Raw genomic sequence first — 23,642 nt, 5'->3', positions numbered from 1 at the left:
GTATCAATAAGATTAAAAAGACGAGCGCATTACTCGTCTTTTTTTTTCATTTCAACCCAACTAAGCGTACCATTAGTCTCAAAGTCATTTTCTGCTACACATTGAATCACGACGCCAGAAACCTCGATAATAGCGCCAATACTAAAAGCTTTATCATTGTAATAACAAATTCGGTGCTTTGAATCAGCATGAGACACGATCACGGCTGTATTGGTAGGTGTTGATGTGATCTTCTTTGCATTCACTGATAGAGAACAAAACAGTAAACTTAAAATGGCGACCCCGTTAACCATTTGGCGCCCGACTCCAATCACTGATTTACCTTTCATTGTCACTCAATTCCTTTTTTACAGACCAGTAAATGAGTAAAACACTATGCGAGAATTTTTTTATCATTATAGTGTATAACGTCTATCGAAATTAGAAGCTTGTTATGCTGCGAATAATTGCACTTATTATTGGTTCTTTAACCATAACAAATGTCACTGCTGAACCACTCGATCAGTATCAAATATTGAACCATCTGGATAATTACGGAAATTTATCCCTACGTAATAAACCTTATACATCGCTCCCTAATGATCTGGTGGTTAATGGTAACCTCAATATCGAAAATACAGCTATCACACGTTTACCCAAAGGCTTAGAGGTGAATGGTAGTCTTGAAGCGTCTAACAGCCAACTGGCTCGCGTTCCCTCTGGAGTGAAGATAAAAGGCTACGCCGACTTGATGGGCAGCCAAATCACCCGGTGGCCTAGAGGCGTCCAGGTGGGGGGATTTATCAACCTCACCGATACTCCCCTAACGAAGCTACCAAACGGATTCAGAGTCAAAGGTGACCTCAGTGTAATTCGAACGCCTTTAACAGAGCTACCCAACGGAATCGTAATTGATGGTGATTTATATATCGGCGGTTCTGCCATTACCGTGTTCCCCGAGACTATGACAGTCAAAGGCAATATCTACTTAGGAGGCAACACGGTCACCACATGGCCAGCCAATCTAGAACTTGGTGGTGCTGTCGCTCGCTAAATGAGGCCAAAGGCGCTTATTATCGACATGGCAGAAAGGACAAAACAACCCATAAAAAAGGAGCCTAAGGCTCCTTTTTCAATTCCATCTATTGATTGGCAAAATAATCGCTGCTTCTCTTATGCGTTAACTAACTGCAGTACTATTCACTCGCATGACATTCGCTAGCCAATGTTCTTCACAGGGTTCGCATAACTGTCGATTAAATACTGACGAGCACCTTGTGGTAAGCCCGATAGTTTATTTTCAAACTCTTGCTTAACCGCTGCTGTAATCGACTCGTCTTCTTTTTCTGCTGCCAGCAAGTTCACAGGAAACAGTTTGTAGTTTTCGTGGATTTGACGATCGATCTCTTCAGCAAGCGCTTCAGGCGTGTCAAAATCCTGGTCAATAACCTGACCGAAACCAACGTGAACGCGTCCTTTATTACCGATGATGCCTTGAATGATACTTTCGATATCTTCAAACTCACCTTTTTCGTAACTACCGTTTACGTCTTTTTCGAAAAGCTCTATCGCTTTAGCGGTATCACATGGGTCGTTCTCGTAAGAAATAGCCACAGGAACGATCTTCAATGACTTCACGTATTCAGGAAAAGGCATTTTTTGCTTACGTCCTTCAACATGGAACATTTTCAAGATTGCAGGCTCGGTAAAATCGTTACCGTCTTTAGCACGACCTTCCTTTTGAGCGATCCAGATTGAGTTACCCGTTTCCAGAGAATGCTTAATGTAAGAAGACAACTGCCCCAGCGCTTTCATCATCTCACGCGGTCCTTTCAAAGAACGCTTTACGATAAAGCTCTTGTTCAAACGCATCAATTCTGTCGCACATGGCTTCTTTAGCAGGTTATCACCAATCGCGATACGACAAGTCTGGTGATTATTTTGATGCAGAGCGTAGTTTACCAACGCAGGATCCATGGCAATATCACGATGGTTTGATACAAACAGATAAGCTTGATTCGTATCCAGTGACTCGACCCCCGTGTACGTCACACCATTGGTGGTTTTCGCGAGCGTATCACGTAAGTACTTTTTCACTTCAATCTGAATGGATTCAACGCTAGTCAGCTTGCTCCATTTCATTTTTAGGTACACACGTAAAATTGGGCTCATTAGTGCTTTGAACCAAGACGCATGGTTTGAAAAACGATAGTGCAGAATCGCACTGATAAATTCTTCATCATTAATAAGGCGGTTTAGTGCCGCTGGAATTTCATCATCGCCGTAAGGACGAATATCAACATATGGATCGGTTGGAGAGGTCATTTTTTCATTCATATAATAAAAAGCTGGCTCATTCTACGCGTTGTTTTGACTTATCGCAGCTACAGAGCCCATACTTTTGACAAGGTCAGACCAGAAATATTGAAAATTCCCGGTTATTGTTGGCATTCGTTAAGATTAACGGTAATCTTGACGCCCCAAAATTAAGGTACTATCTATGAACTTTGCTATTGAATATACATCGGCTTACTTTTCACACTTGGTGATTACACCACGTAAGAAAGTACTCAAACATAGCCTTGTATCGGTTCAAAGTGGCTTGGTTTTGATTAAGCTGGGGAAACAAGAGTATGCCGTTGAACCAGGACAAAGTGTCTGGATTCCATACGACTGCCTAACGTCATTGACTTACTTCCCAAACACCCAAATCAATCGTGTCGATTTCTCTGTACGTTTGACGGACACCTTCCCAAAACAGGCAGGTTACATCACGCAAACTAACCTCTCTTTGGCGCTACTAGAAAAGCTTGAGGCCACTAAATCTCGAACATCCAATGCCAATAATACTGAACAAGCGTTTAAAGATATGCTTTCTGTATTAAAGCAAGAAGTGTTGTCGTTTAAACCACTGCTTTGTGAAAGTGCTCTTTCTCAGCGATTCAACCAATGGAACATTGATGACTCCAACCTGCCACAAGAGCACACGCTGGTGATGGTGATGCGAGAAGCGAAGAAACGCATGCAATCTGGCCAGAAGCGTTCACTGGTGATTGACGATCTATTCTCAGGCAAGGAAGAAGAGTTCGAGCAACTGTGTATGCTTGTTTTTGGTGACGACCTGTAAGCACCAAGATACTAAGAAGACTGAAATCGCAGTCCAGATACAAAAAAGCCGCTAAAACTGAGTTTTTGCGGCTTTTTTAATGGTTAGTATTCAGACGCAGGTCGCCATCTCTCTGTGTATCTGTCTAAAATGGCAACTCAATCTGCATCATGAGATCGGCCTCTCGTGACTCATGCCAGCGGTAATCAAAGCGAATGCGAGGTTGCCCCTCAACTTTCTCACCAAAGCCAATACTCAATAGTAAGCCATGATTTAACAACCACTCTTCGGTTGACATATCAGCCACCTCATCTGCCAGATCTTCTGGAAACCACGTCCCCAAACCAATATAACTTGATTCAATGTTTTGTGTTAACAGAGGGACGTCTTCACTTTGAAGAACCCAATCAGACCAATAGTCCGATTGACTTTTCGGTTGCTCATCGCTCAGACCGCTGATTTCCATAATACGTTGTCCAAGAGACTCAATACCCATTGAAAGATCTAAGCAGTTGCCGTCGTCAGAGACCAGCATGATCGAATCTAACCGAAAAAAATCACACTCAGCATAAGCAGGCATGCATCCAGCCAAGAACAAGGTCGCTGGTATTGCGCGCTTTAACATAGTCCTCTGACCTCTTAATAAATGGGTTTACATTATCGAATACAGTCCACGACCTTGCAATATCTTTGTTACTGACTTAGTACTCAGTTTTGCAATATCGTTTCCATTTAGAAGCGCATTACGTATGTCTGTACTGCGTATTTTTACTTTTTCTGGGCAAGCCATTACCGACCATCTTTCGGTAATTTCATCCGCTTTGTAGAAAGATGAAAATTTAAAGAAATTATCAGGCCCTATAACGAATGTCAGTTCAGCGTCACGATGTAATTTCTGCAGCTCGTTCAGGACAGCATAAGTCGTCACACTTTCACCTGGCGTAAATAGACTCTTTTCAATCACGGAAAGCGCCACTTGCTCCAGTGAAAGATCGCGAATAAATGCGTTAACTAACTGACATCTCGTATCAAAGTCTAGCATCTCTTTTCCCCAAGCATGGGCAATACTTGGAACCAGGAGAATTTTGTCAAAGTGAGCCAACGAATCAATCACACTTTTGTGCCCTAAGCTCGGTGGATTAAACGCACTACCGAAAATGGCTATTTTTTCCATTATTAATTACTGCCTTCTCTTTCTAAGCTTGTGCAAAGAGGTTTTTAAATCGGATGATTTATGTATGATAACACTAGATTTTTAATTTGCTTGCAGGAAAGGAATACGAATGGAACAGTTAATTCGTGACGAAATGCGCGTACTACCTTCAATTGACCCTCACTTCGAAGTGACTCGTCGTGTGGACTTTATCAAAACGAAACTTCAGCAGTCAGGCTGCAAGTCTCTGATCCTTGGTATCAGTGGCGGTGTGGATTCGACAACTTGTGGCCGCTTAGCGCAGATGGCCGTTGATAGCCTAAATGACAGTGCGGGTAGCGACGACTACCAATTCATCGCGGTTCGCCTACCGTACGGTGAACAAAAAGATGAAGACGAAGCGCAACTTGCGCTCTCTTTCATTCAGCCTTCTCAATCTGTTTCTGTAAACATTAAAGCAGGGGTTGATGGGCTGCATGCTGCTTCTCACGTTGCGCTTGAAGGCACAGGTTTATTACCAACAGACTCCGCAAAAATCGACTTTGTGAAAGGCAATGTGAAAGCTCGCGCTCGCATGATCGCGCAATACGAAATTGCAGGTTACGTTGGCGGTTTGGTGATTGGTACTGACCACTCAGCAGAAAACATTACTGGCTTTTACACTAAGCACGGTGATGGCGCGTGTGATTTAGCCCCTTTGTTCGGCCTCAATAAACGTCAAGTTCGTGAACTAGCAGCAACACTGGGCGCTCCAGAGCTACTGGTTAAGAAAGTACCAACGGCTGATCTCGAAGAGCTTGAACCACAGAAAGCCGATGAAGCCGCATTGAACCTTTCTTACGATCAAATCGATGATTTCCTTGAAGGTAAAGCCGTGCCTCAAGATGTATCCGATCGCTTAGTGAGCATCTACAAAGCCACACAGCATAAGCGTCAACCTATCCCAACGATCTACGATTAATTTTTTGAATTAGTCTCAGAGTTAAAAAGGCCGGAAGCTCATTCACGAACTTTCGACCTTTTCTATTGAATGCTTTTTGTTTTAACCGAACAAGTTGTTAATCCACAACTTCGATATCGGTTTGCGGCACACTGCAACACGCCAGTATCTGGCCCATATTGCGTTCATGCTCTTGCAGTGCAGGCACATCTGGTTGGTGAACTTGCCCTGACTCAAGGGTCACTTTACAAGCGCCACAAAACCCCGCACGGCAGCTTGAAGCGATAGGCACACCCGCCGACTCCGCTTGCTCTAATAACGTTGCTTGGTTATTACCTTCGAACAAGTAGCCATTAACACTTAACTGCAGTTGCTTCACCGCCTCTTCAGTAGACTGGGTAACACCAAATGTTTCTTGATGGTAGTGCAAAGGGTTGAGTCCCATTTGAATCAACAGTGTCTTGGCATTCTCCATAAAGCCATCAGGGCCACACACAAATGCTTGGCGCTTATGCAGCTCTTCAATGTTAGCGATATGCGACACGCTCAGACGCCCAGATAAACCCTCCCACTCTTTCGTTGGCTGGCTTAGCGAATAGATTACACGCAGCCCTGCATGCTCACTAGCCATTTGATCGATCTCCGCTTGATAAGGGATATCTTCTTCGCTACTGCATTGATGATAGAAAACCACATCCTCTATTTTGCCGTGATCGGCTAAGTAACGAAGCATCGACAACATCGGGGTAATGCCGCTGCCGGCAGACAACAGCAGTAGTGGATGCTTAGGGTTTTCTTCGAGATAGAAAGCGCCATCGGGGTTTTGAGCAACCAGTGTATCACCGACTTGGAAGCGGTCATTGAGCCAGTTTGAGATTAGACCATCATTGACTCGCTTGACAGAAATCGCCAAGCGACCGGCACGTGAAGGACTCGAAGATAGTGTGTAACGACGAGACACTTTTTCACCATCAATCACCATCTCAATCGGCAGATGTTGCCCTGGCTGATAGCTTGGTAATGAATGGTTCTCTTTCGCTGGTTCTAGCCAGAACGTTGTGAAATCGCGAGCGATCTCTTCACGCTCAACGCAAGTTAAATGCAGTGACTCTACCCAAGTGTCTTCGTAGTGTTCTTTCTCTTTGGTTTCAAGTACCTCAACGATGTCACCCGCTTTCACCAGACCTTCATTTTTCGCCACCAGATTCTGACCAAAGAAAACACCACCACGCTCGTTGGCTCTGAATGTAGAGAAGGTATTGAGCGGCTCTTTTGTCGCTCTGAATTCGCCACTCTCAACATCGACTGTCGTTAGGATACAGCGCTCACAAGGCTTCACCGCTTCGAATTCAACCTCACCAATTCGGATACGCTTCCAGCCGTCTTCGGCAAAGGCTTCTGTATTTGAAACAACAAAGTTGGTGCGGAACTGATCCATTGAATGAACTTCAGGGCTGCGGCGGTTGAGCTCATCAAGTGATGCTTGGCTAATCACCAACATTGGATAGCCGTCAGCGAAACTGACATTCTGACCAAGCTTTTCTCGGACACGATTTGATTGCTCGCCAGAGAAAAGTAACTCAACACGAACACCCAACACGTCACTGAACCAATCATCTGCTTCATCACATGTCGTGTATGCCGTGAAGCTGTCTTTCCACACCGTTGCTGGCGCTTCTTGCATCTTGAAGTTTGCATATTTCAGACGCAGTGGCTCTTTACCTTCATAAGTAAAAATCAAACCGTCTGGCTGCAAACTTGAAGAGACCTTAACCATCTTCGGGTACTTGCGCGCTGTAACCATTGAACCGTCTGCCAACGCCAGCATGAAACGCCTGTCAAAAGTTAGACCTTGTTTTTCGACCCAAGCAGAAGAGAGCGCGATCCCGCCCACAGATTTCACGGGAAATACATTGATTTGAGATAGAGAAGGCACTTGCTCTAAAGCCTTTTGATCTGACGGTAGCTGCGACATAACGATTCCAATGTTTTGTTGTTTGTCCCAATGCTAACAAATGGTTATAAATAGATAAACTGGCAGCTACTAAACACTTGATACTAAGCTATTATCTTGAGATGTTTAGCTTTCTACCTTGATACATTAAGGCAGCAATGCAGTAACACTCTTTATACGCTCTATACTTTGAACACAATTACTGCATTGAACTTTCATTGAATAAAAAGGATTTATCATGAACAAACTCGTCATTATCATTTTATGTGTACTGCTTCCGCCTGTTGGTGTGTTCTTCGCTCGTGGTGCAGGTAAAGATCTGCTGATTAACATCATCCTGACCTTCTTCTTCTGGGTGCCAGGAATGATCCACGGGCTTTGGGTGGCGACTCGATAACTCGTCCTCAAAATTAAATACCGAATAAAATACTAAGAAAAACAAGCTCCTAACCCTGAAGAGTTAAAAATAGGATGAAATGAAAGTGCTTTTCCACTATCATCCTGTCGCCTAAACGTAAGCGATTGCTTTCACAGATTTCGCCGAGTTTAGGCTCCAACTACATAACACTTCAAATGGTGGGAGCCTTCAATGACACAACTTACGATTACTCGTCCTGACGACTGGCACGTTCATCTACGCGATGGCGAAGTATTAAAAGATACAGTGCGCGATATCAGCCGCTACAATGGTCGAGCGTTAATCATGCCAAATACCATCCCACCGGTAACCGATACCGAAATGGCTCTTGCTTACCGTGAACGCATCATGGCAGAGCAGCCAAGCGAGCAGTTCCAGCCTCTAATGGCACTTTACCTGACAGACAACACAACACCTGACGAAATTCGCAAAGCGAAAGAGTCTGGTGCAGTAGTCGCTGCAAAGCTTTACCCAGCAGGCGCGACGACTAACTCGGATTCAGGTGTAACTTCGGCTCAAAAGATTTACCACGTGTTAGAAGCCATGCAAGAAGTGGATATGTTGCTACTGGTTCATGGTGAAGTAACCACTCACGATGTTGATATCTTTGACCGTGAGAAGCAATTCCTAGACACCGTGCTAGCGCCGATTGTGAACGACTTCCCTAACCTGAAGATTGTTCTAGAGCACATCACAACTGCTGATGCTGCAAACTTCGTTAAAAACGCGAACGACAACGTAGCGGCAACCATTACTGCTCACCACTTGCTTTACAACCGCAACCACATGTTGGTTGGCGGCATTAAGCCACACTTCTACTGCCTTCCTATCCTGAAGCGCAACACTCACCAGTTAGCACTTATCGAAGCGGCAACCAGCGGCAGCAAGAAGTTCTTCTTGGGTACAGACTCTGCACCACACGCAAAAGGGGCAAAAGAGTCGGCATGTGGTTGTGCGGGTTCTTACACAGCACACGCTGCCATTGAACTGTACGCAGAAGTGTTCGACTTAGAAGGTAAGATTGAGAACCTAGAAGCGTTTGCAAGCCACAACGGCCCTGACTTCTACGGTATTCCACGTAACACGGACACCATCACTCTTGTTAAAGAAGAGTGGAACGTTGCTGAAACGATGCCTTTTGGTTCAGACATCGTTGTGCCAATCCGTGGCGGCGAGACGATTGCTTGGTCTGTAAAGTAAGAACTTAGCAAGCGTAGTAAATACTTCACTTTAACTAAAAAGGGGCACCCGCTTATGGGTGACCCTTTTTTTATTTTGTATGAAAGGAACGCTTTAACTAAGACGTTGTTTAAGCCCTACTTACCGCGAATTTTTCCAATCACAGTCCAAACAGTAACGACGATCAATCCAGCTAAGACGCCGATAACACCGTTCAACAGAGTTGGAACCACCGCTGTCGCTATCGTATGTCCACGAAAATCCATAATAATCGGCTCAATTAAGTGATGAATCGCAGGAACGTTATGCACCACGATTCCACCGCCCACCAAGAACATCGCCGCAGTGCCGACCACAGCAAGCATCTTCATTAACTTTGGTGCAAATGCGACTAACGCGCCACCCAGCTTGGCCTTTACCCCTTCACCGTTAGACGTACGTTCAAGGTAAAAACCTAAATCGTCTAGCTTAACGATTCCTGCTACCAAGCCATATACCCCCATGGTCATCACAACTGCGATTAAGCTGACGACAATAATTTGAGTCATGATGCTTGCGCCCGCTACAGTACCCAATGCAATCACAATGATTTCCGCTGATAAGATGAAATCGGTACGAATCGCGCCTGCGACCTTTCTCTTCTCATATGCCTCTATGGATTCACCAGTGCTCGAATCCTTTTCCTTATCGTCATGCTGATGAGCATGAGGAGAGAGCTTCTCTAAAATTTTCTCCGCCCCTTCAAAACAAAGAAACAGGCCACCAAGCAGAAGGAGCGGCATGATCAGCCAAGGAATAAAAGCACTGATCAATAATGCTGCGGGGACTAGAATTAGCTTGTTTTTAAATGAGCCTTTTGCGACGGCCCATACCACAGGGATCTCTCGCTCAGCAGAGACACCGGATACCTGCTGAGCATTGAGCGCTAAATCATCCCCCAACACACCTGCGGTTTTTTTCGCGGCGACCTTAGACATCAATGCGACATCATCTAATACGGTTGCAATGTCATCCAGTAGCGTTAATAAACTTGCTCCAGCCATTTTATGGTCTCTTTTAAGGGATTAAACAATGAATAAAATGTAACACCATCAATCCGCTCGTCAAAGTTATGAGTCTGTAAAAATAAAGTCACAAAGTGTGTTTTCTATTGCCGTCTCTGCTAGACAGGACTAGTCTGTCTTCATCTTTCGCGAACATAAAAGAACAAGTATAGATGAAAAGTGAATACTCCTACCCAATTGGTAAGCCAGGAAAAAAATGGCAACAAGCAGAACGTCAAGCATGGTTCGCTCAAAGAACCGTTAAGCGTGAATACCAGCAAGAAGTCGTGTCAAAAATCCAAGCACTGGCAGACCGCTTTGACATCGAGCAATACGGGGCGCTGAGCTACGATGAAGCTCGCTTCCCGCTTTTCGCTATCAAAAGCAAAAACTGGGACGCATCAAAACCAACGATTCTTGTCACGGGTGGCGTTCATGGTTACGAAACCAGTGGTGTGCATGGCGCAATCAAGTTCGCCGCAACTCAAGCGGAACAATACTCAGCACACTTCAACATTGTTGTTGCACCTTGTGTAAGCCCTTGGGGTTACGAAGTGATCAACCGTTGGAACCCAAATGCTGTCGATCCAAACCGCTCTTTCTACGACGATACGCCAGTAGAAGAGTCAGCCAACTTAAGAGCTTTAGTCGCTTCTTTACCAGAAGTTTTGGTTCACGTTGACCTGCATGAGACGACAGACTCTGATGAAACAGAATTCCGACCAGCACTCGCGGCGCGTGATGGTATTGAGTACATTGAAGGGATGATCCCAGACGGTTTCTACACGGTGGGCGATACTGAAAATCCACAACCTGACTTCCAAGCGGCAGTGATTGCTGCAGTACAAAAGGTAACTCACATTGCGCCAGCAGATGAAGACGGCAAGATCATTGGTTCTGAAGTTACCCAACATGGTGTGATTAACTACCCAATGAAGAAGCTTGGCTTATGTGGCGGTGTGACTGATTGTAAGTACGGTACAACCACTGAGGTTTACCCGGACAGCGACAAGGTAACAGACGAAGAGTGCAATGACGCTCAGGTTGCTGCGGTAGTCGGTGCTTTAGACTATGTAATTCAACACGAATTAAACGCGTAAGCAAATACCTACCCCCTAATAATCGCTAGCCCTCTATATTTTAAAAGCGCCACAAGTAACGATTCGCTTGTGGCTCTTTTTTGTCTTTTTCTTATCTTAATGTCTTATCAAACATAAAAAACTCCCTTACACACTGTGCAAGAGAGCTTTGGAACAACGCTTCGTCTGAAATGAGCCGTTAACTATTCACGCAGTGACTTTATTTCACTGTTTCGCTAACGCTTGTTTGTCCTTTATCAACTTCAGTCAGTAAGCCTTTGAACAAGCTTACACAAGCGAGCAGAAGGATGATAGTAAACGGCAATGCAGCAATGATCGTGATCGATTGCAATGCTTGAATTGATTGAGTTCCACCGATCCACAACATCACCATTGCGATAGCACCTGAAATCACCGCCCAAACGACTTTCTGCTTCACTGGTACTTCAAGCTTACCACCCGCCGTCATACCATCGACAACAATAGAGCCTGAATCTAACGTGGTAACAAAGAATACAACGATCAACGCAACGGCGATGACTGATAATACATTGCCAAACGGATATGCATCGAGCATGTAGAACAAGCTTAGAGAGACATCTGTAATGCCTTGTTCTAGCCCAAGTTGCCCAACCTGATTCATCACTTGTTCGATAGCCACACCACCAAAGATAGACATCCAAGCCGTTGTAACTAATGTTGGAATGACCAATACACATACTAAGAATTCACGAACCGTGCGGCCTTTAGAAATGCGCGCGACAAACATACCAAAGAAAGGGGCATATGCAACCCACCATGCCCAGTAGAACACCGTCCAGCCATGCAACCATGTTGTATCTTCACGGCCAGAACTTTGACTCAAGGCCACGATATTTTTCACGTAACCCGTTACCGCGGTCGCCACTGAATCAAGCACGGTTGTGAAGTTCAGAACAGCAATAAGACCCAGGAATACGAACGCAATGACCATGTTCAGGTTGCTTAGGAACTTAACCCCACCATCCATACCACGCAAAACAGAAATGATCGCTAATCCCATAATCAAAACGATAATCGCTTGCTGAAGGTAAATACTATTTTCTAAACCAAACACATGGCTTATACCACTTGCGGCTTGTGTGCCACCTAAACCTAAGGAGGTCGCTAGACCAAACAGAGTCACCAATACGGTTAGCACATCGATTACATCTCCTATCTTGCCCCAAACACGATCACCTAATAGTGGGTAAAACACCGATCGCATTGATAGCGGTAAACCTTTGTTATAAACAAAATATGCGAGGCAAAGTGCTGTCATGCCATAAATGGCCCATGCATGCAATCCCCAGTGGAATACCGTTGCACCTAATGCTAGTTCACGCCCTTCGGCAGTAAAAGGCTCTACGTTAAGGGGCGTTCCAAGCCAATTTGTGAAGAATGCAGTAGGTTCTGCAACACCCCAGAAGATAAGTCCTATTCCCATACCTGCGGCAAATAACATCGCGATCCAAGATGGCATTGAATAATCTGCAGTCGCATCTTCACCACCTAAGCGAATTTTACCCAACGGTGAAAACGCAAGAATAATGGCAAAAATGAGAAGAATGTTGGCTCCCCACATAAACAGGAAGTCGAAATTTGATAGAACGGCTCCCTTGATGGAGTCAATCGCAGCTTTAGCATCTGCCGCAGGAAAAGCAAGAAGAGTGACGATAAAGAGAATAGATAAGCCGACTGAGGCTAAGAATACGGTGTTATGGACATCCATGCCCCATTTGCTAACGTTATCTTGACCAACTTGATAATCGGTAGAATCAATACTGTACTTTTTTGATTTAAAACTCATAAATTATGATGTTCGCATATCCGAATCAACGAATATAAGGACGCTCTCCATATCCAATTACTACTTGATTGGCTTGCCACATCACGTAAACACACATGGTAAAAATCACTGAAATAGGTGACAAATGGACTTATTAGCTCAATCTCAAGCTGCGCATTATAGCACAGCTCAAAGCATTTTTTTTGAATTCTGGACTGATGATGATCACTACCGCAGTCAAAACCAACAATTAACCGGCTACAAACCTGAGACAAAAAAGATTAAAAATCATTATTTTACAACATTTTAAACAATACAATAGCCCAAAGAGAGTTTTGGTTAATTATTTTCAGATCACTTTGATATCCGAGCAATTTATTTATAGCTCTAACAAAAAACCCCGCAATAAAGCGGGGCAAGGTTATCAAAGTTAAAAGAGAGAGCGATGGTAAGATAGCTTATAGCCTATAGCGGTGACACAGCATTAAATTGCGAAACAAAAACCTAGGTTGTAGTCTTCACCATTCTTTGCCGTGAACTCTTTGTCTTCACTCGATGCATTCGGTCGACCGCTTTCATCACCTTTCACTAAGCTGACCCAATGACGGATACCCGAAGAGCGGCTGACCTCAGTTTGGCCAAAGGTGGTGCATGTCTCTAGTTGGATATCTTGAATGTCAACCAACTCCAGACGGCCTGTTCCTTTACGAGCACCAATTGTCACTTCAACGTGTGTACCACTCTCATCACGGAAAAGAATGGCCGAAGGTTTTGCCTTATCCCCTGTGTAAGCCACAAAGTGCTTAGCGCGTTTCAGACCTGTATGCTCACCGTTTTTGAAGTAAACCTGAACGTGTCGATAATCAATCTCATAGCTCACCGCGTCTTCGTGTGAACCCGCTTCTAAAGGAAATAGGGTATCAAGCAACTGTTTCGCCATTTTCTGTTTTTCGAGTTGCTTGTCTGCTTTCACCATTTCAACGGCAAAGACAGCTTCAGCAATAAATGTTGAATGGTTTCTGTGAAGTTCTGTTTTGTCTAGTGTCAGCATATTCATCGTCTTTCCCTCTTACGGCTTTGAATGTCATGTAGGCCAAACATCCCGATTGACCCTTTTCAAAATGGTTTAGTACCGTGTGGTCTCTATGTATTTCATACTACCTTTATTTTTCAAACAATTTCACAACAAAAACTTCACACTGTAAATTTTACTAAATTGCTTTTTAAAACCCCGCCCCTGTGAATACCAAATGACGTCAGCAGCAAATGGGAAACGGATGAGATGAAAGCAGGCATCAATAAAGTACCACTGTTTTGATCATCATTGGGTTTCCCCTATTCTCCCCTGAAAAAGCAAAAAAAAAGCCGCGCTATAAACAATTAAGCGCGGCACCTTGGCTCGGTTTAAAGGGACTTTCTTTTTTGTTATTTTCTTATTCGCTACTCATCCGATTGATTGTTCTGTTTTACTGCGTGATGACGTTGTTTTCATTAAAGCGCTTTTAACTTCAATCTCATGGCATGCAGCACTGGTTCGGTGTAACCGCTAGGCTGTGCACAGCCTTCGAACACCAACTGACACGCTGCTGAAAATGCAATGCTGTTTTCAAAGTCAGGGGCCATGTTGCGATAGTTCGGGTCACCCGCATTTTGCTCATCCACCACTGCGGCCATGCGCTTCATAGTCTGCATGACTTGGGCTTCATTACAAATCCCATGACGTAACCAGTTGGCAATGTGTTGACTTGAAATACGCAGCGTCGCGCGGTCTTCCATCAAACCGACATCGTTAATATCTGGCACCTTCGAGCACCCTACCCCTTGGTCAATCCAACGCACGACATACCCCAAAATACCTTGGGTGTTATTGTCTAATTCATTTTGAATCTCTTGCGCTGTCAGCTTTTGATTGCCCAGTAGCGGGATAGTGAGAATATCATCGACATTGGCTCTCACTCGCTCACGAAGCTCTTTCTGACGGCTTGGTACACTCACCTTGTGATAGTGCAGCGCGTGCAAAGTCGCGGCGGTTGGCGATGGAACCCAAGCGGTATTAGCACCCGCTTGTAGGTGTCCGATTTTCGCGTCCATCATCTTCGCCATATTGTCTGGTTCTGGCCACATACCTTTACCAATCTGGGCTTTACCTTGCAGGCCACAAGCTAAGCCAAGATCAACGTTTTGATCTTCGTATGCGCCAATCCAAGTCATGGTTTTCAGCTGTGTTTTAGGGGCAAAAGGCCCCGCTTCCATGCTGGTGTGAATCTCATCACCGGTACGGTCTAAGAAACCAGTATTGATAAACACAACACGATCTTTAGCGGCACGAATACATTCTTTAAGGTTAACCGAAGTACGACGCTCTTCGTCCATGATGCCGACTTTTATCGTGAATCGCTCCAGCCCTAACGCATCTTCTATTCGACCGAACAACTCATTGGTAAATGCAACCTCTTCAGGACCATGCATCTTAGGTTTTACAATATTGATGCTGTTTGCGGTTGAGTTTTGGTACACGCTATTGCCTTTTAAGTCATGGATGGCGATGAGCGAAGTGATCATGCCATCCATAATACCTTCAGGCACTTCATTGCCTTCGGCATCAATAATGGCTGGGCTAGTCATCAGGTGACCAACATTGCGTATGAACAACATACTGCGCCCTTTAAGTGAAATCTCACCCCCCGTCACGCTGGTGTATTGGCGATCTGGGTTAAGGTTACGAACAATGGTTTTGCCGTTTTTCTCTAGCGATTCTTGCAGATCACCTTTCATCAAGCCTAACCAATTACGGTAAGCCAGTGCTTTATCTTCACCATCAACTGCAGCAACCGAGTCTTCGCAATCCATAATGGTCGTGAGTGCCGCTTCAACCAGTACATCTTTAATACCCGCCACATCAACGCTACCAATCGGTGCGCTCGGGTCAATTTGAATTTCGATGTGCAAATTATTGTGCTTAAGAAGAATGCACGAAGGGGAACTGGCGTCACCTTGATAGCCAATAAACTGGTCGCTATCAATGAGAGTGACTTCTTCACCATTATTGAGGGTCGCTGTCAGCTTATTGCCGATGCTTACATTACTGATGCTGTATTGGGTGACGTCTTTATGGGAGACACCGTTTAATGGCGCGGCATCATCAAGGAACTCACGAGCATAAGCCACGACCTTGGCGCCGCGCACTGGATTAAAACTTCCGCCCTTTTCCGCGCCATCACTTTCACTGATCACGTCCGTTCCGTAGAGCGCATCATAGAGGCTGCCCCAACGCGCATTGGCGGCGTTAAGTGCAAAACGTGCGTTCATGATTGGCACCACAAGCTGCGGCCCGGCTTGTGTTGCGATCTCAGGTTCTACACTCGCTGTCGTCACTTGAAAGTCATCACCTTCAGGGACCAAATAACCAATCTGCTGTAAGAACTGTTTGTACTCCACAGGATCTAGCGTTTGCCCAGCACGCTCTTGGTGCCAAACGTCAATTTGATGTTGAAGATCTTCACGCTTGATAAGCAAAGCGCGATTTTTTGGCGCCAAATCTTTAAGGATGGTGGCAAATGACTGCCAAAAGTCTTCAGCGACAATGCCCGTCCCTGGAATTACCTGATCATTAATTAATTGGTAGAGGGTGCTATCAATGTTCAAGCTTCCCTGTTGAATACGACTGCTCATAAAATCCCTCTCAAACTAACGGATGACAACTCAATAAATTTACTTCACTTATTTAAACCTACTTAAATGGCAAAAATTTATCTAATTTATGTTGTTTATATTGGCTATTCACAAAAGAAATACCATAAAAACGATGTTATCCCGTGACACCACTTTCGATTTCATTGGCAACACTTTTAATCAAGCGACGCATCCACTGATGGTCGGGATTGGTTTGTAACAATGGACTCCACGCCATTTTTACCTCAAAGGGTTCAATCGCAAATGGCGCAGGCTTGATCAACAATCTAGGGTTATTGCGCTGCAGTTGCGCCGCTTTGGTAGGAATAGTCAGAATCAGGTTCTTCTGTTGTGCGAAGAGAATCGCCGACAAGTAGTGTCGAGTAAACACCGTGATGTTACGGGTTTTACCAATGCGCATTAATGCCTCATCTATCCAACCAAGCTTTTGTGCTTCGCTTGGGTTTATTCCCACTCCCGTTCCCATACCTGTCTTACTTACCCAAATATGTTGCGCCTTTAGATACGATAAAATATCGAAGTTATCGGCTATCGGGTTGTCACAACTAAATAGACAAGAAAACCCGTCGTGCCAAAGGCTCATCTGATGAAAAGACTGAGGAATATCGTCAAATCGGTTGATTATAATATCCACCGTTCCTTGTTCCACATCCTGATAGCTCACGTCACTTGGCGTCATGATATCCAACCGTATTTTGGGGGCAATCTCACTCAACTTTTTAAGCAATGGCTGAATGAGAGTCGACTCTGCATAATCGCTTGCCATAATACGGAACACACGTTCGCTGTCTTCTGCGTTAAATTCCGTTGTCGGTTGCAACGTCTTTTCTACATTCGCCAAGATGTTTCGAACCAGTGGCTGCAACTTGTGTGCGCGTTCGGTCGGCACCATCCCTTCACTGGTTCTCACCAATAGCGGGTCTTCAAACAGATCACGTAATCGGCGTAGACCATTGCTCATGGCTGGCTGAGTAATACCCAACTGATTTGCGGCGCGTGTTACGTTTCTTTCACGTAGCAAGATGTCTAAATACACAAGTAAATTAAGGTCTATACGAGCAATATTCATAAAAAAAATACCGAACATAATAACTATAAATTAACAAAATTATCACATACATGATTATTCTTTGTCCATAGCAAAGTTTAATCCAAGCCAAGTTGGCAACCATACCCACGTGAAACTAAGGAATAGTTATGTCGCAAATTACACAAGATATCGAAATGATAGAAGTTGCTAAAAGCGCTGCAGGTGCTCCATGGGATGCAATCAATGCTGAATCTGCAGCTCGCATGCGAGCTCAAAACAAATTCAAAACCGGTCTGGATATCGCGCAATACACGGCAAATATCATGCGTGCGGATATGGAGGCTTACGATAAAGACAGCTCTCAATACACTCAGTCTCTGGGTTGTTGGCACGGTTTTATCGGTCAACAAAAGTTGATTTCTATCAAGAAGCACTTTGATGGCAAAACAGATCGCCGCTACCTATACCTTTCTGGTTGGATGGTTGCAGCACTTCGTTCAGAGTTCGGCCCACTCCCAGACCAATCAATGCATGAGAAAACCTCAGTTGCAGCTCTCGTAGAAGAGCTATACACCTTCTTGCGCCAAGCCGATGCTCGTGAATTAGGAGGCTTATTCCGTGAACTGGATGCCGCTCGTGAAGCAGGCGATGTCAATCTACAAGACCGCATCCAAGACAAAATAGACAACCACGTAACACACGTAGTGCCTATTATCGCTGACATCGATGCAGGTTTTGGTAACGCAGAAGCGACTTATCTAATGGCTAAGCAGATGATTGAAGCGGGTGCTTGTTGTCTGCAAATCGAAAACCAAGTAGCCGATGAGAAACAATGTGGCCACCAAGACGGCAAAGTAACGGTGCCACACGCTGACTTCCACGCGAAACTTCGTGCGCTTCGTTACGCATTCCTTGAACTGGGCATCGACAACGGCATCATTGTTGCGCGTACCGATTCACAAGGTGCGGGTCTAACAAAAGAAATTGCAGTAGTGAAAGAGCCGGGCGACCAAGGTGACATCTACAACTCGTACCTAGATGTTGAAGAGATCGATGTGGCTGATATGGCTGAAGGCGATGTTTGCTTCAATCGTGACGGCAAGCTGGTTCGACCTAAGCGCCTACCTTCAGGCTTATACCAATTCCGCCAAGGTACGGGAGAAGACCGTTGTGTGTTTGACTGTATCGAAGCCATCAACGCCGGTGCTGACCTACTTTGGATTGAGACTGAGAAACCACACATCGGTCAAATCAAAGAGATGATGGATGGCGTTCGCGAAGTACACCCTAATGCGAAATTGGTGTACAACAACTCTCCATCATTCAACTGGACGCTAAATTTCCGCCAACAAGCATACGATGCGATGGTTGAAGCTGGTGAAGATGTTTCTGCATACGACCGCGCTAACCTAATGAGCGCGGAATACGACGAGTCTGAACTGTCTAAACGTGCTGACGACAAAATCCGCACCTTCCAAGCCGATGCATCTCGTGAAGCGGGCATTTTCCACCACTTGATTACTCTGCCTACGTACCACACAGCCGCGCTGTCTACTGACAACCTTGCGAAAGAGTACTTCGGTGACCAAGGCATGTTGGGTTACGTTGCGAATGTTCAACGTAAAGAAATCCGCCAAGGCATCGCATGTGTTAAACACCAAAACATGTCTGGTTCAGACATGGGTGATGACCACAAAGAGTACTTTGCGGGTGAAAACGCACTAAAAGCGGCAGGTGAAGCGAATACATCGAACCAATTTGATTAATCGCGAACACTTTGATTAATCGCTAACGCTAAAGCCTCCCCCGCCCTTCTCTCTTACTTAGGTAAGATCCGGGGGAAGGCTTTGAGATAAAGCTAAGACTGCCAGCTTTATCTCAAAGCCTCAGATTTGCGTTCCACACCACAGTTAACCGAACGACTTCTGTTTAAGCTAATCACACTTACGTTTGTTTGAATTCCTATTGATTGAGAGTGCCTATGACTTCGATACCGACACACCTACAAGATGCAAAAATACTGTTATCAGAAAACGGCTTCGCGATAGGTGATACTTGGTATCACGGCACATCTTCCGCCTTGCTCGCTTCAATTAAAGATCAGGGGCTAAAACGCTCAGGAGACAAAGCGCTCAACGAAGCCGCCTCAAAAACCATGGCGACCATCGGCAACCACTATACCGAATCGGTTGAACCCGTATTCTTAACTCAGAGTAAAGAGCTGGCGTACTACTGGGCACAGCAAACCGTTCGCGAGCGCAGCGTTCGCTTCGATGGTGAAGAACAGCCTATCGTCTTAGCGGTAAACCTATCGGAAAAGCAACGAGCTAAAGTAAGACCGGACGTCGGTGCGATGAGCCTGTTAATGATGAGTGTGGGTGAGCAATTCATGTCTCACCTTACTGACATCTATCAAGCCAACAACATTGCAGGCCCTGACATCGAGCTTCGCACTGCCGATCGCATGGAGTTCCTCAATAAACTTGGTATGGCCTACATTGATCAAGACATCAGCCGAGCTTGTGTTCAAGAGTTAGCAGAGGCTGAGTTGGCCGACTAAAACGTTCAATCAGTCCATCTTTTTTACAAAGAAAAATTAAAGTGAAAGTGAAGAACAAGCGCCAACACCACTAGGGAGCCTAAAACTCAATCATCGATGGCAACGGATTGACTAGACATCGATAATGAACAAAAAAACCTCAAATGTCTTTGAGGTTTTTTACATAAGGAGATTGGTTAAATTCTACGACTTATCATTCTCAATCTTTTGGTGACTAAACCCCTAAAACAACCCCTGTTTCTTGGTTTATCGAAACAGATTGCTCCACGCCACCTTTTCGCAAGGTAAAATTGATTACATCTGAGCGCCACTCAAGATCTGACATTCTGATCTCGTCGCTTTGCGTCAGGTTATGTACAGTCGCCACTTTAAGAACCGCCTCTTGACTACGTAGAATCGTATAAGCTAAATCACTGGTTGCAGGATTATCGGGGGCATATCCCAACAATAGAGACGCAGAACAATCCGTGATCACCTGCTGATTAAACTCCGTTTGCTGTTCAATCGAGTAACACAAATCAATGGACTCTTTAAGTGTCACCTCATGGCAACTCGTCATTCTAGCTAAAGGTCCATCTAACGGGTTATCACAGCCTTGGGTCGATGCCAAAGAACGGTGTTGCCCTCTGACATGCCAAATCATATCCAGTTGTTGGCGGTGAGGGTTTTCCACGGTATTGAATTCAATCGCCGCATCCCCTAACCATAGAATTTGACGGCGAAATACAACGTCTTTGTAAGAGTCTAAATCCCATTGAACAATAGTATGGCTGTCAACTGTCGGTAACTCACCGCACCAATCGGCTTGCGTGTCTAACCACGTGTACTTTTGATCTTCTAAAAACTGGTTCACTGTCGGGTTTGCCGGCGGTTGATTCTTCTGATTAACGGCCAAGGTGTTGTGCGTGACGGTATTTTTATAATACCCATAATGCAGTTCTGCTCCATAACCTGTCGTTCCAAGGTCAGGGAGAATCTCTTTGCCATTACGCGTAATGATAATGCCCAATCGGTCATAATGATCATGCTCACCACCATAAGGAGAGTGTTTCACCAATAGCATATTGTCATGCTCTTCATTATGCATAATGGTGATACCCGATTGCTCAGCATGAATAGGCTGGCATTTAAGTGGCTCAACCACTGGTAATTCATTCACACCGTACAACAGCGCGTCGATATTATTACGGGGTTTACTTTGATAGATGTTTTGCAACGCTGATGCAAATAAAGGATCTTTAAACTCTCGGTAGCCAAATTCGAATAAGTGACTATGAGTGAGCTTCTCTTGACCCGCAATACAATCGTTTAAGCGAGGAAAATCCCCCGTATTGATGAGTAGCTTGAGCGGGAATGCCAACATGGTATGAAAGTTTGGTACCGCTTGCAGTGAATACTCCGTCTTACATGCCAATTTTTCAAAATTTAGCAGCGCTTGTAACGCGTAATAGTGATAGTGGATTGAACCTTCAAACCACAACCCCTCACCTTTCACACCATGCTCTAGCTGATATTTCAAGCCATAAGGGGTATTCACTGAAAAATCGATAAATTTTTGGTCATCGAGAATCAAACCAATCACACCAATGGTTGCTGAGATTTTCATTTCATGATTATGAAGCTGATCCGCTCGATGCTGCATCAAGAACTCAGCCCCTTCGCGCAACAAACGCTGTTCAATAAACATTTGGTCTTCAGCATTCAATTGCTCTTTAACGAAATCATAACCTCGAGCAAAATCAAGATTACAATTCGCTTCACAAAGCGTTTGGGCGTTCGCTTTACCTGGACCGTTGTATGGAATGCCACCGTGCTCTTGGTAAGTTGGGTAATACTCTGCATAACCCAATAAGATCTCTCGAACTTTGTTTACATATTGCTTATCTTGAGTCACCTGCCAAAGCAAGCCTAAGTCATTACACGCTTTCGAATTCAGCCCATTTAGCCAGCGCCACCATGCCCCATCATAAGGTTCTCCAGTGAGTACCTCGCCATCCACAGGACACACATGTTCTGTAGGGCGATTTCTATCCCAGCTTAAACGTACTCCGTGTGTAGGACAAAAGTAGTACAGGTTCCAAGTAGCACGAGCATCTGGCGGCACCAACGTATCAGAGTTAAGCACAACTTGATTATCTTGGATGATCTGTTCGATGATATCTTGGCTAGTATTTTTACGAATGACCGCCATTTCTTGAGAGGTAAACTGCAACATAATGGATACCTATATTAAATCTTTAGATGGATGAAAATTGAAGTATTGTTTGGCGTTTTGATAACAGATGTTCTCGACACTCTGCTTAAGCAAAGACTCGTCATTGGGTATCTGTCCTTCATCAACCCACTGGCCAAGTAAGTTACATAGAATGCGACGAAAGTAATCATGGCGAGAGAGTGACAGCACACTGCGCGAGTCAGTCAACATTCCAATAAAGCGCCCCAAAGCGCCTAAATTAGCGAGGTCTTGAAGCTGTTTTTCCATGCCCGCTTTATGGTCATTAAACCACCAAGCGGAGCCAAGTTGCACTTTACCTGGCTGTGCATCACTGTCTTGGAAAGCCCCGATAATAGACCCGAGAACTGGGCTATCTTTCGGGTTTAGGCTGTATACAATGGTTTGCGGTAATTGGCGTTCTTGATCTAACAAGCTCAGTAATTTTCCTAAATTTTCCGCAATGGGGTTATCACTGATAACACTAAAGCCCGTCCCGCCACCCAACGCATCCAACCGGCGCTTATTCACGTTGCTCAACACACCAATATGAATTTGCATCGACCACCCATGCTTGTGGTATGCCTTACCAAGCACTTCAAAAACCGCCGTTTTAAACTGTGCAATTTCGTTACTATTCAGAGGGTGACTACGTTTGATCTTCGCTATGACTTGATCAAGCACCTCAGGATGATAGGGTGCAAAATCCACCACTTTTAACCCTAAGTCAGATAATCGACAGTTGTGCTGCGCAAAATAATCCACCCGAGAAGTGATCGCTTGAGCATAGCTGGTAAAATCGACCACATTAATGCCCGTAATGGCTGCCAATGCATTGAGCATCTTTTGAAAGCCGCTTTGATTCTCAATTTCAATTAGACTATCTGCTCGGAATGTAGGCAAAACCGTTACTGAAAATTCTGAACGATGAAGCTTATCGTGATACATCAAATCACTCAGCGGATCATCGGTCGTGCATAACGTATCAACTCGACTCTCTTTAAGCAGAGCTTGGAACCGGTGAGATGCTTGGTTAAGCTTTTGATTACAGTGTTGCCAAATTACCTCACAATTTTCTGAATTGAGTAATAGATCAAGATCGAAGTATTTTTTCAGCTCCAAATGACACCAGTGATACAGCGGATTACCAATAAGATACGGCATGGTTTCACACCACTTTTGGAACTTTTGATAGTCACTCGCATCACCCGTAATATAATGTTCATCAACGCCATTACTGCGCAATGCACGCCACAAGTAGTGATCGCAACTCAACCAAGCTTGCGCAATATTAGCGTATTGGCGATTGTCATAGATCTCTTTGGCATCAAGGTGATTGTGATAGTCAATAATAGGAAGTTCTGCCGCATACTCGTGATATAAACGCTTGGCAGTGTCTCCTTGCAATAGAAAATCTGTATGTATATACGCCATAATTCAAAGTCTTATATAAACAGGAGTTGATAACCGTTAGGAAAAATTGAATAAA

The 23,642-nt window shown here is 44.6% G+C and carries 21 protein-coding genes; 9 read left to right on the top strand and 12 right to left on the bottom strand.

Annotated features, from left to right (window positions below; translation table 11 throughout):
* Positions 1 to 29: 29 nt before the first annotated feature.
* Complete coding sequence (locus tag OCU36_RS16785; RefSeq protein ID WP_261840669.1) at positions 30 to 329, bottom strand: YnjH family protein; 300 nt, start codon at positions 327 to 329, stop codon at positions 30 to 32.
* Positions 330 to 433: 104 nt separating this feature from the next.
* Here OCU36_RS16785 and OCU36_RS16780 point away from each other — a divergent pair, with 104 nt between their 5' ends.
* The gene (locus OCU36_RS16780) at positions 434 to 1,033 is read left to right on the top strand and encodes a hypothetical protein (RefSeq protein ID WP_261840668.1); all 600 of its coding nucleotides are present in this window, start codon (positions 434 to 436) and stop codon (positions 1,031 to 1,033) included.
* A gap of 164 nt (positions 1,034 to 1,197) precedes the next feature.
* Here the strand turns inward: OCU36_RS16780 and OCU36_RS16775 are convergent, their stop codons facing one another.
* Entirely contained in the window at positions 1,198 to 2,304 is a 1,107-nt protein-coding gene (locus tag OCU36_RS16775; protein ID WP_261840667.1) for a 1-acyl-sn-glycerol-3-phosphate acyltransferase, read from the bottom strand.
* Positions 2,305 to 2,479: 175 nt separating this feature from the next.
* Here OCU36_RS16775 and OCU36_RS16770 point away from each other — a divergent pair, with 175 nt between their 5' ends.
* Positions 2,480 to 3,106 carry an AraC family transcriptional regulator gene (locus OCU36_RS16770; protein ID WP_261840666.1) on the top strand — a complete coding sequence of 209 codons (627 nt, stop codon included), beginning with the start codon at positions 2,480 to 2,482 and terminating at the stop codon, positions 3,104 to 3,106.
* Positions 3,107 to 3,230: 124 nt separating this feature from the next.
* Here OCU36_RS16770 and OCU36_RS16765 read toward each other — a convergent pair whose 3' ends face one another.
* Positions 3,231 to 3,710, bottom strand: coding sequence for a hypothetical protein (locus tag OCU36_RS16765; protein ID WP_261840665.1), 480 nt, complete (start codon positions 3,708 to 3,710; stop codon positions 3,231 to 3,233).
* 27 nt (positions 3,711 to 3,737) lie between these two features.
* Positions 3,738 to 4,259 carry a nicotinate-nicotinamide nucleotide adenylyltransferase gene (locus tag OCU36_RS16760; protein WP_261840664.1) on the bottom strand — a complete coding sequence of 174 codons (522 nt, stop codon included), beginning with the start codon at positions 4,257 to 4,259 and terminating at the stop codon, positions 3,738 to 3,740.
* A 109-nt stretch (positions 4,260 to 4,368) separates the two neighbouring features.
* Here OCU36_RS16760 and nadE point away from each other — a divergent pair, with 109 nt between their 5' ends.
* Positions 4,369 to 5,199, top strand: coding sequence for an ammonia-dependent NAD(+) synthetase (gene nadE / locus OCU36_RS16755; RefSeq protein WP_261840663.1), 831 nt, complete (start codon positions 4,369 to 4,371; stop codon positions 5,197 to 5,199).
* 97 nt (positions 5,200 to 5,296) lie between these two features.
* Here nadE and OCU36_RS16750 read toward each other — a convergent pair whose 3' ends face one another.
* Positions 5,297 to 7,153 carry a hybrid-cluster NAD(P)-dependent oxidoreductase gene (locus OCU36_RS16750; RefSeq protein WP_261840662.1) on the bottom strand — a complete coding sequence of 619 codons (1,857 nt, stop codon included), beginning with the start codon at positions 7,151 to 7,153 and terminating at the stop codon, positions 5,297 to 5,299.
* A gap of 217 nt (positions 7,154 to 7,370) precedes the next feature.
* Between OCU36_RS16750 and OCU36_RS16745 the strand changes: the two genes are divergently transcribed.
* Positions 7,371 to 7,529: a YqaE/Pmp3 family membrane protein gene (locus OCU36_RS16745; RefSeq protein WP_004731890.1), complete on the top strand. Its 159-nt coding sequence runs from the start codon at positions 7,371 to 7,373 to the stop codon at positions 7,527 to 7,529.
* 192 nt (positions 7,530 to 7,721) lie between these two features.
* Entirely contained in the window at positions 7,722 to 8,750 is a 1,029-nt protein-coding gene (gene pyrC, locus OCU36_RS16740) for a dihydroorotase (RefSeq protein ID WP_261840661.1), read from the top strand.
* A gap of 116 nt (positions 8,751 to 8,866) precedes the next feature.
* Here pyrC and OCU36_RS16735 read toward each other — a convergent pair whose 3' ends face one another.
* The gene (locus OCU36_RS16735) at positions 8,867 to 9,772 is read right to left on the bottom strand and encodes a DUF808 domain-containing protein (RefSeq protein WP_261840660.1); all 906 of its coding nucleotides are present in this window, start codon (positions 9,770 to 9,772) and stop codon (positions 8,867 to 8,869) included.
* 173 nt (positions 9,773 to 9,945) lie between these two features.
* On the opposite strand from OCU36_RS16735, the gene OCU36_RS16730 reads away from it, so the two are divergent.
* Positions 9,946 to 10,872 (top strand): M14 family metallopeptidase, encoded by a 927-nt coding sequence (locus OCU36_RS16730; RefSeq protein ID WP_261840659.1) that lies wholly within the window; start codon positions 9,946 to 9,948, stop codon positions 10,870 to 10,872.
* A gap of 199 nt (positions 10,873 to 11,071) precedes the next feature.
* Here the strand turns inward: OCU36_RS16730 and OCU36_RS16725 are convergent, their stop codons facing one another.
* On the bottom strand, positions 11,072 to 12,679 hold the full coding sequence (locus tag OCU36_RS16725) for a BCCT family transporter (RefSeq protein WP_261840658.1): 1,608 nt from the start codon (positions 12,677 to 12,679) through the stop codon (positions 11,072 to 11,074).
* A gap of 124 nt (positions 12,680 to 12,803) precedes the next feature.
* On the opposite strand from OCU36_RS16725, the gene OCU36_RS16720 reads away from it, so the two are divergent.
* Complete coding sequence (locus OCU36_RS16720; protein WP_261840657.1) at positions 12,804 to 12,968, top strand: hypothetical protein; 165 nt, start codon at positions 12,804 to 12,806, stop codon at positions 12,966 to 12,968.
* 174 nt (positions 12,969 to 13,142) lie between these two features.
* On the opposite strand, the gene OCU36_RS16715 is transcribed toward OCU36_RS16720, so the two are convergent.
* The 3 genes from OCU36_RS16715 to OCU36_RS16705 form a co-directional block, all read right to left on the bottom strand.
* Positions 13,143 to 13,715, bottom strand: a complete 573-nt coding sequence (locus OCU36_RS16715) for an aldolase/citrate lyase/malate synthase family protein (protein WP_261840656.1) — start codon at positions 13,713 to 13,715, stop codon at positions 13,143 to 13,145.
* Between the two features lie 434 nt (positions 13,716 to 14,149).
* Entirely contained in the window at positions 14,150 to 16,330 is a 2,181-nt protein-coding gene (locus OCU36_RS16710) for a malate synthase G (protein WP_261840655.1), read from the bottom strand.
* Between the two features lie 136 nt (positions 16,331 to 16,466).
* A complete protein-coding gene (locus tag OCU36_RS16705) occupies positions 16,467 to 17,420 on the bottom strand; it encodes a LysR family transcriptional regulator (RefSeq protein WP_261840654.1) in 954 nt (317 codons plus the stop codon).
* A gap of 128 nt (positions 17,421 to 17,548) precedes the next feature.
* On the opposite strand from OCU36_RS16705, the gene OCU36_RS16700 reads away from it, so the two are divergent.
* Both OCU36_RS16700 and OCU36_RS16695 read left to right on the top strand, forming a co-directional pair.
* Complete coding sequence (locus tag OCU36_RS16700; RefSeq protein ID WP_261840653.1) at positions 17,549 to 19,147, top strand: isocitrate lyase; 1,599 nt, start codon at positions 17,549 to 17,551, stop codon at positions 19,145 to 19,147.
* Between the two features lie 215 nt (positions 19,148 to 19,362).
* Positions 19,363 to 19,941, top strand: a complete 579-nt coding sequence (locus OCU36_RS16695) for a hypothetical protein (RefSeq protein WP_261840652.1) — start codon at positions 19,363 to 19,365, stop codon at positions 19,939 to 19,941.
* 214 nt (positions 19,942 to 20,155) lie between these two features.
* Here OCU36_RS16695 and OCU36_RS16690 read toward each other — a convergent pair whose 3' ends face one another.
* Together OCU36_RS16690 and uxaC are read right to left on the bottom strand one after the other, a co-directional pair.
* On the bottom strand, positions 20,156 to 22,156 hold the full coding sequence (locus OCU36_RS16690; RefSeq protein WP_261840651.1) for a heparinase II/III domain-containing protein: 2,001 nt from the start codon (positions 22,154 to 22,156) through the stop codon (positions 20,156 to 20,158).
* A 9-nt stretch (positions 22,157 to 22,165) separates the two neighbouring features.
* The gene (gene uxaC / locus OCU36_RS16685; protein ID WP_261840735.1) at positions 22,166 to 23,590 is read right to left on the bottom strand and encodes a glucuronate isomerase; all 1,425 of its coding nucleotides are present in this window, start codon (positions 23,588 to 23,590) and stop codon (positions 22,166 to 22,168) included.
* Positions 23,591 to 23,642: the final 52 nt, after the last annotated feature.

The organism is Vibrio artabrorum, assembly GCF_024347295.1.
In the GTDB taxonomy this organism is placed as follows: domain Bacteria; phylum Pseudomonadota; class Gammaproteobacteria; order Enterobacterales; family Vibrionaceae; genus Vibrio; species Vibrio artabrorum.
This window is presented reverse-complemented; position numbering and strand designations above follow the sequence as displayed.

Bases quoted from the DNA above. Each gene is read 5' to 3' on its own strand.
- OCU36_RS16700 (WP_261840653.1), top strand. From the start codon at position 17,549: ATGTCGCAAATTACACAAGATATCGAAATGATAGAAGTTGCTAAAAGC.
- pyrC (WP_261840661.1), top strand. From the start codon at position 7,722: ATGACACAACTTACGATTACTCGTCCTGACGACTGGCACGTTCATCTA.
- OCU36_RS16785 (WP_261840669.1), bottom strand. From the start codon at position 329: ATGAAAGGTAAATCAGTGATTGGAGTCGGGCGCCAAATGGTTAACGGG.
- OCU36_RS16710 (WP_261840655.1), bottom strand. From the start codon at position 16,330: ATGAGCAGTCGTATTCAACAGGGAAGCTTGAACATTGATAGCACCCTC.
- OCU36_RS16690 (WP_261840651.1), bottom strand. From the start codon at position 22,156: ATGTTGCAGTTTACCTCTCAAGAAATGGCGGTCATTCGTAAAAATACT.
- nadE (WP_261840663.1), top strand. From the start codon at position 4,369: ATGGAACAGTTAATTCGTGACGAAATGCGCGTACTACCTTCAATTGAC.
- OCU36_RS16775 (WP_261840667.1), bottom strand. From the start codon at position 2,304: ATGACCTCTCCAACCGATCCATATGTTGATATTCGTCCTTACGGCGAT.
- OCU36_RS16770 (WP_261840666.1), top strand. From the start codon at position 2,480: ATGAACTTTGCTATTGAATATACATCGGCTTACTTTTCACACTTGGTG.
- OCU36_RS16780 (WP_261840668.1), top strand. From the start codon at position 434: ATGCTGCGAATAATTGCACTTATTATTGGTTCTTTAACCATAACAAAT.
- OCU36_RS16750 (WP_261840662.1), bottom strand. From the start codon at position 7,153: ATGTCGCAGCTACCGTCAGATCAAAAGGCTTTAGAGCAAGTGCCTTCT.
- OCU36_RS16725 (WP_261840658.1), bottom strand. From the start codon at position 12,679: ATGAGTTTTAAATCAAAAAAGTACAGTATTGATTCTACCGATTATCAA.
- OCU36_RS16760 (WP_261840664.1), bottom strand. From the start codon at position 4,259: ATGGAAAAAATAGCCATTTTCGGTAGTGCGTTTAATCCACCGAGCTTA.
- OCU36_RS16745 (WP_004731890.1), top strand. From the start codon at position 7,371: ATGAACAAACTCGTCATTATCATTTTATGTGTACTGCTTCCGCCTGTT.
- OCU36_RS16735 (WP_261840660.1), bottom strand. From the start codon at position 9,772: ATGGCTGGAGCAAGTTTATTAACGCTACTGGATGACATTGCAACCGTA.
- OCU36_RS16715 (WP_261840656.1), bottom strand. From the start codon at position 13,715: ATGAATATGCTGACACTAGACAAAACAGAACTTCACAGAAACCATTCA.
- OCU36_RS16695 (WP_261840652.1), top strand. From the start codon at position 19,363: ATGACTTCGATACCGACACACCTACAAGATGCAAAAATACTGTTATCA.
- OCU36_RS16720 (WP_261840657.1), top strand. From the start codon at position 12,804: ATGGACTTATTAGCTCAATCTCAAGCTGCGCATTATAGCACAGCTCAA.
- OCU36_RS16765 (WP_261840665.1), bottom strand. From the start codon at position 3,710: ATGTTAAAGCGCGCAATACCAGCGACCTTGTTCTTGGCTGGATGCATG.
- OCU36_RS16730 (WP_261840659.1), top strand. From the start codon at position 9,946: ATGAAAAGTGAATACTCCTACCCAATTGGTAAGCCAGGAAAAAAATGG.
- OCU36_RS16705 (WP_261840654.1), bottom strand. From the start codon at position 17,420: ATGAATATTGCTCGTATAGACCTTAATTTACTTGTGTATTTAGACATC.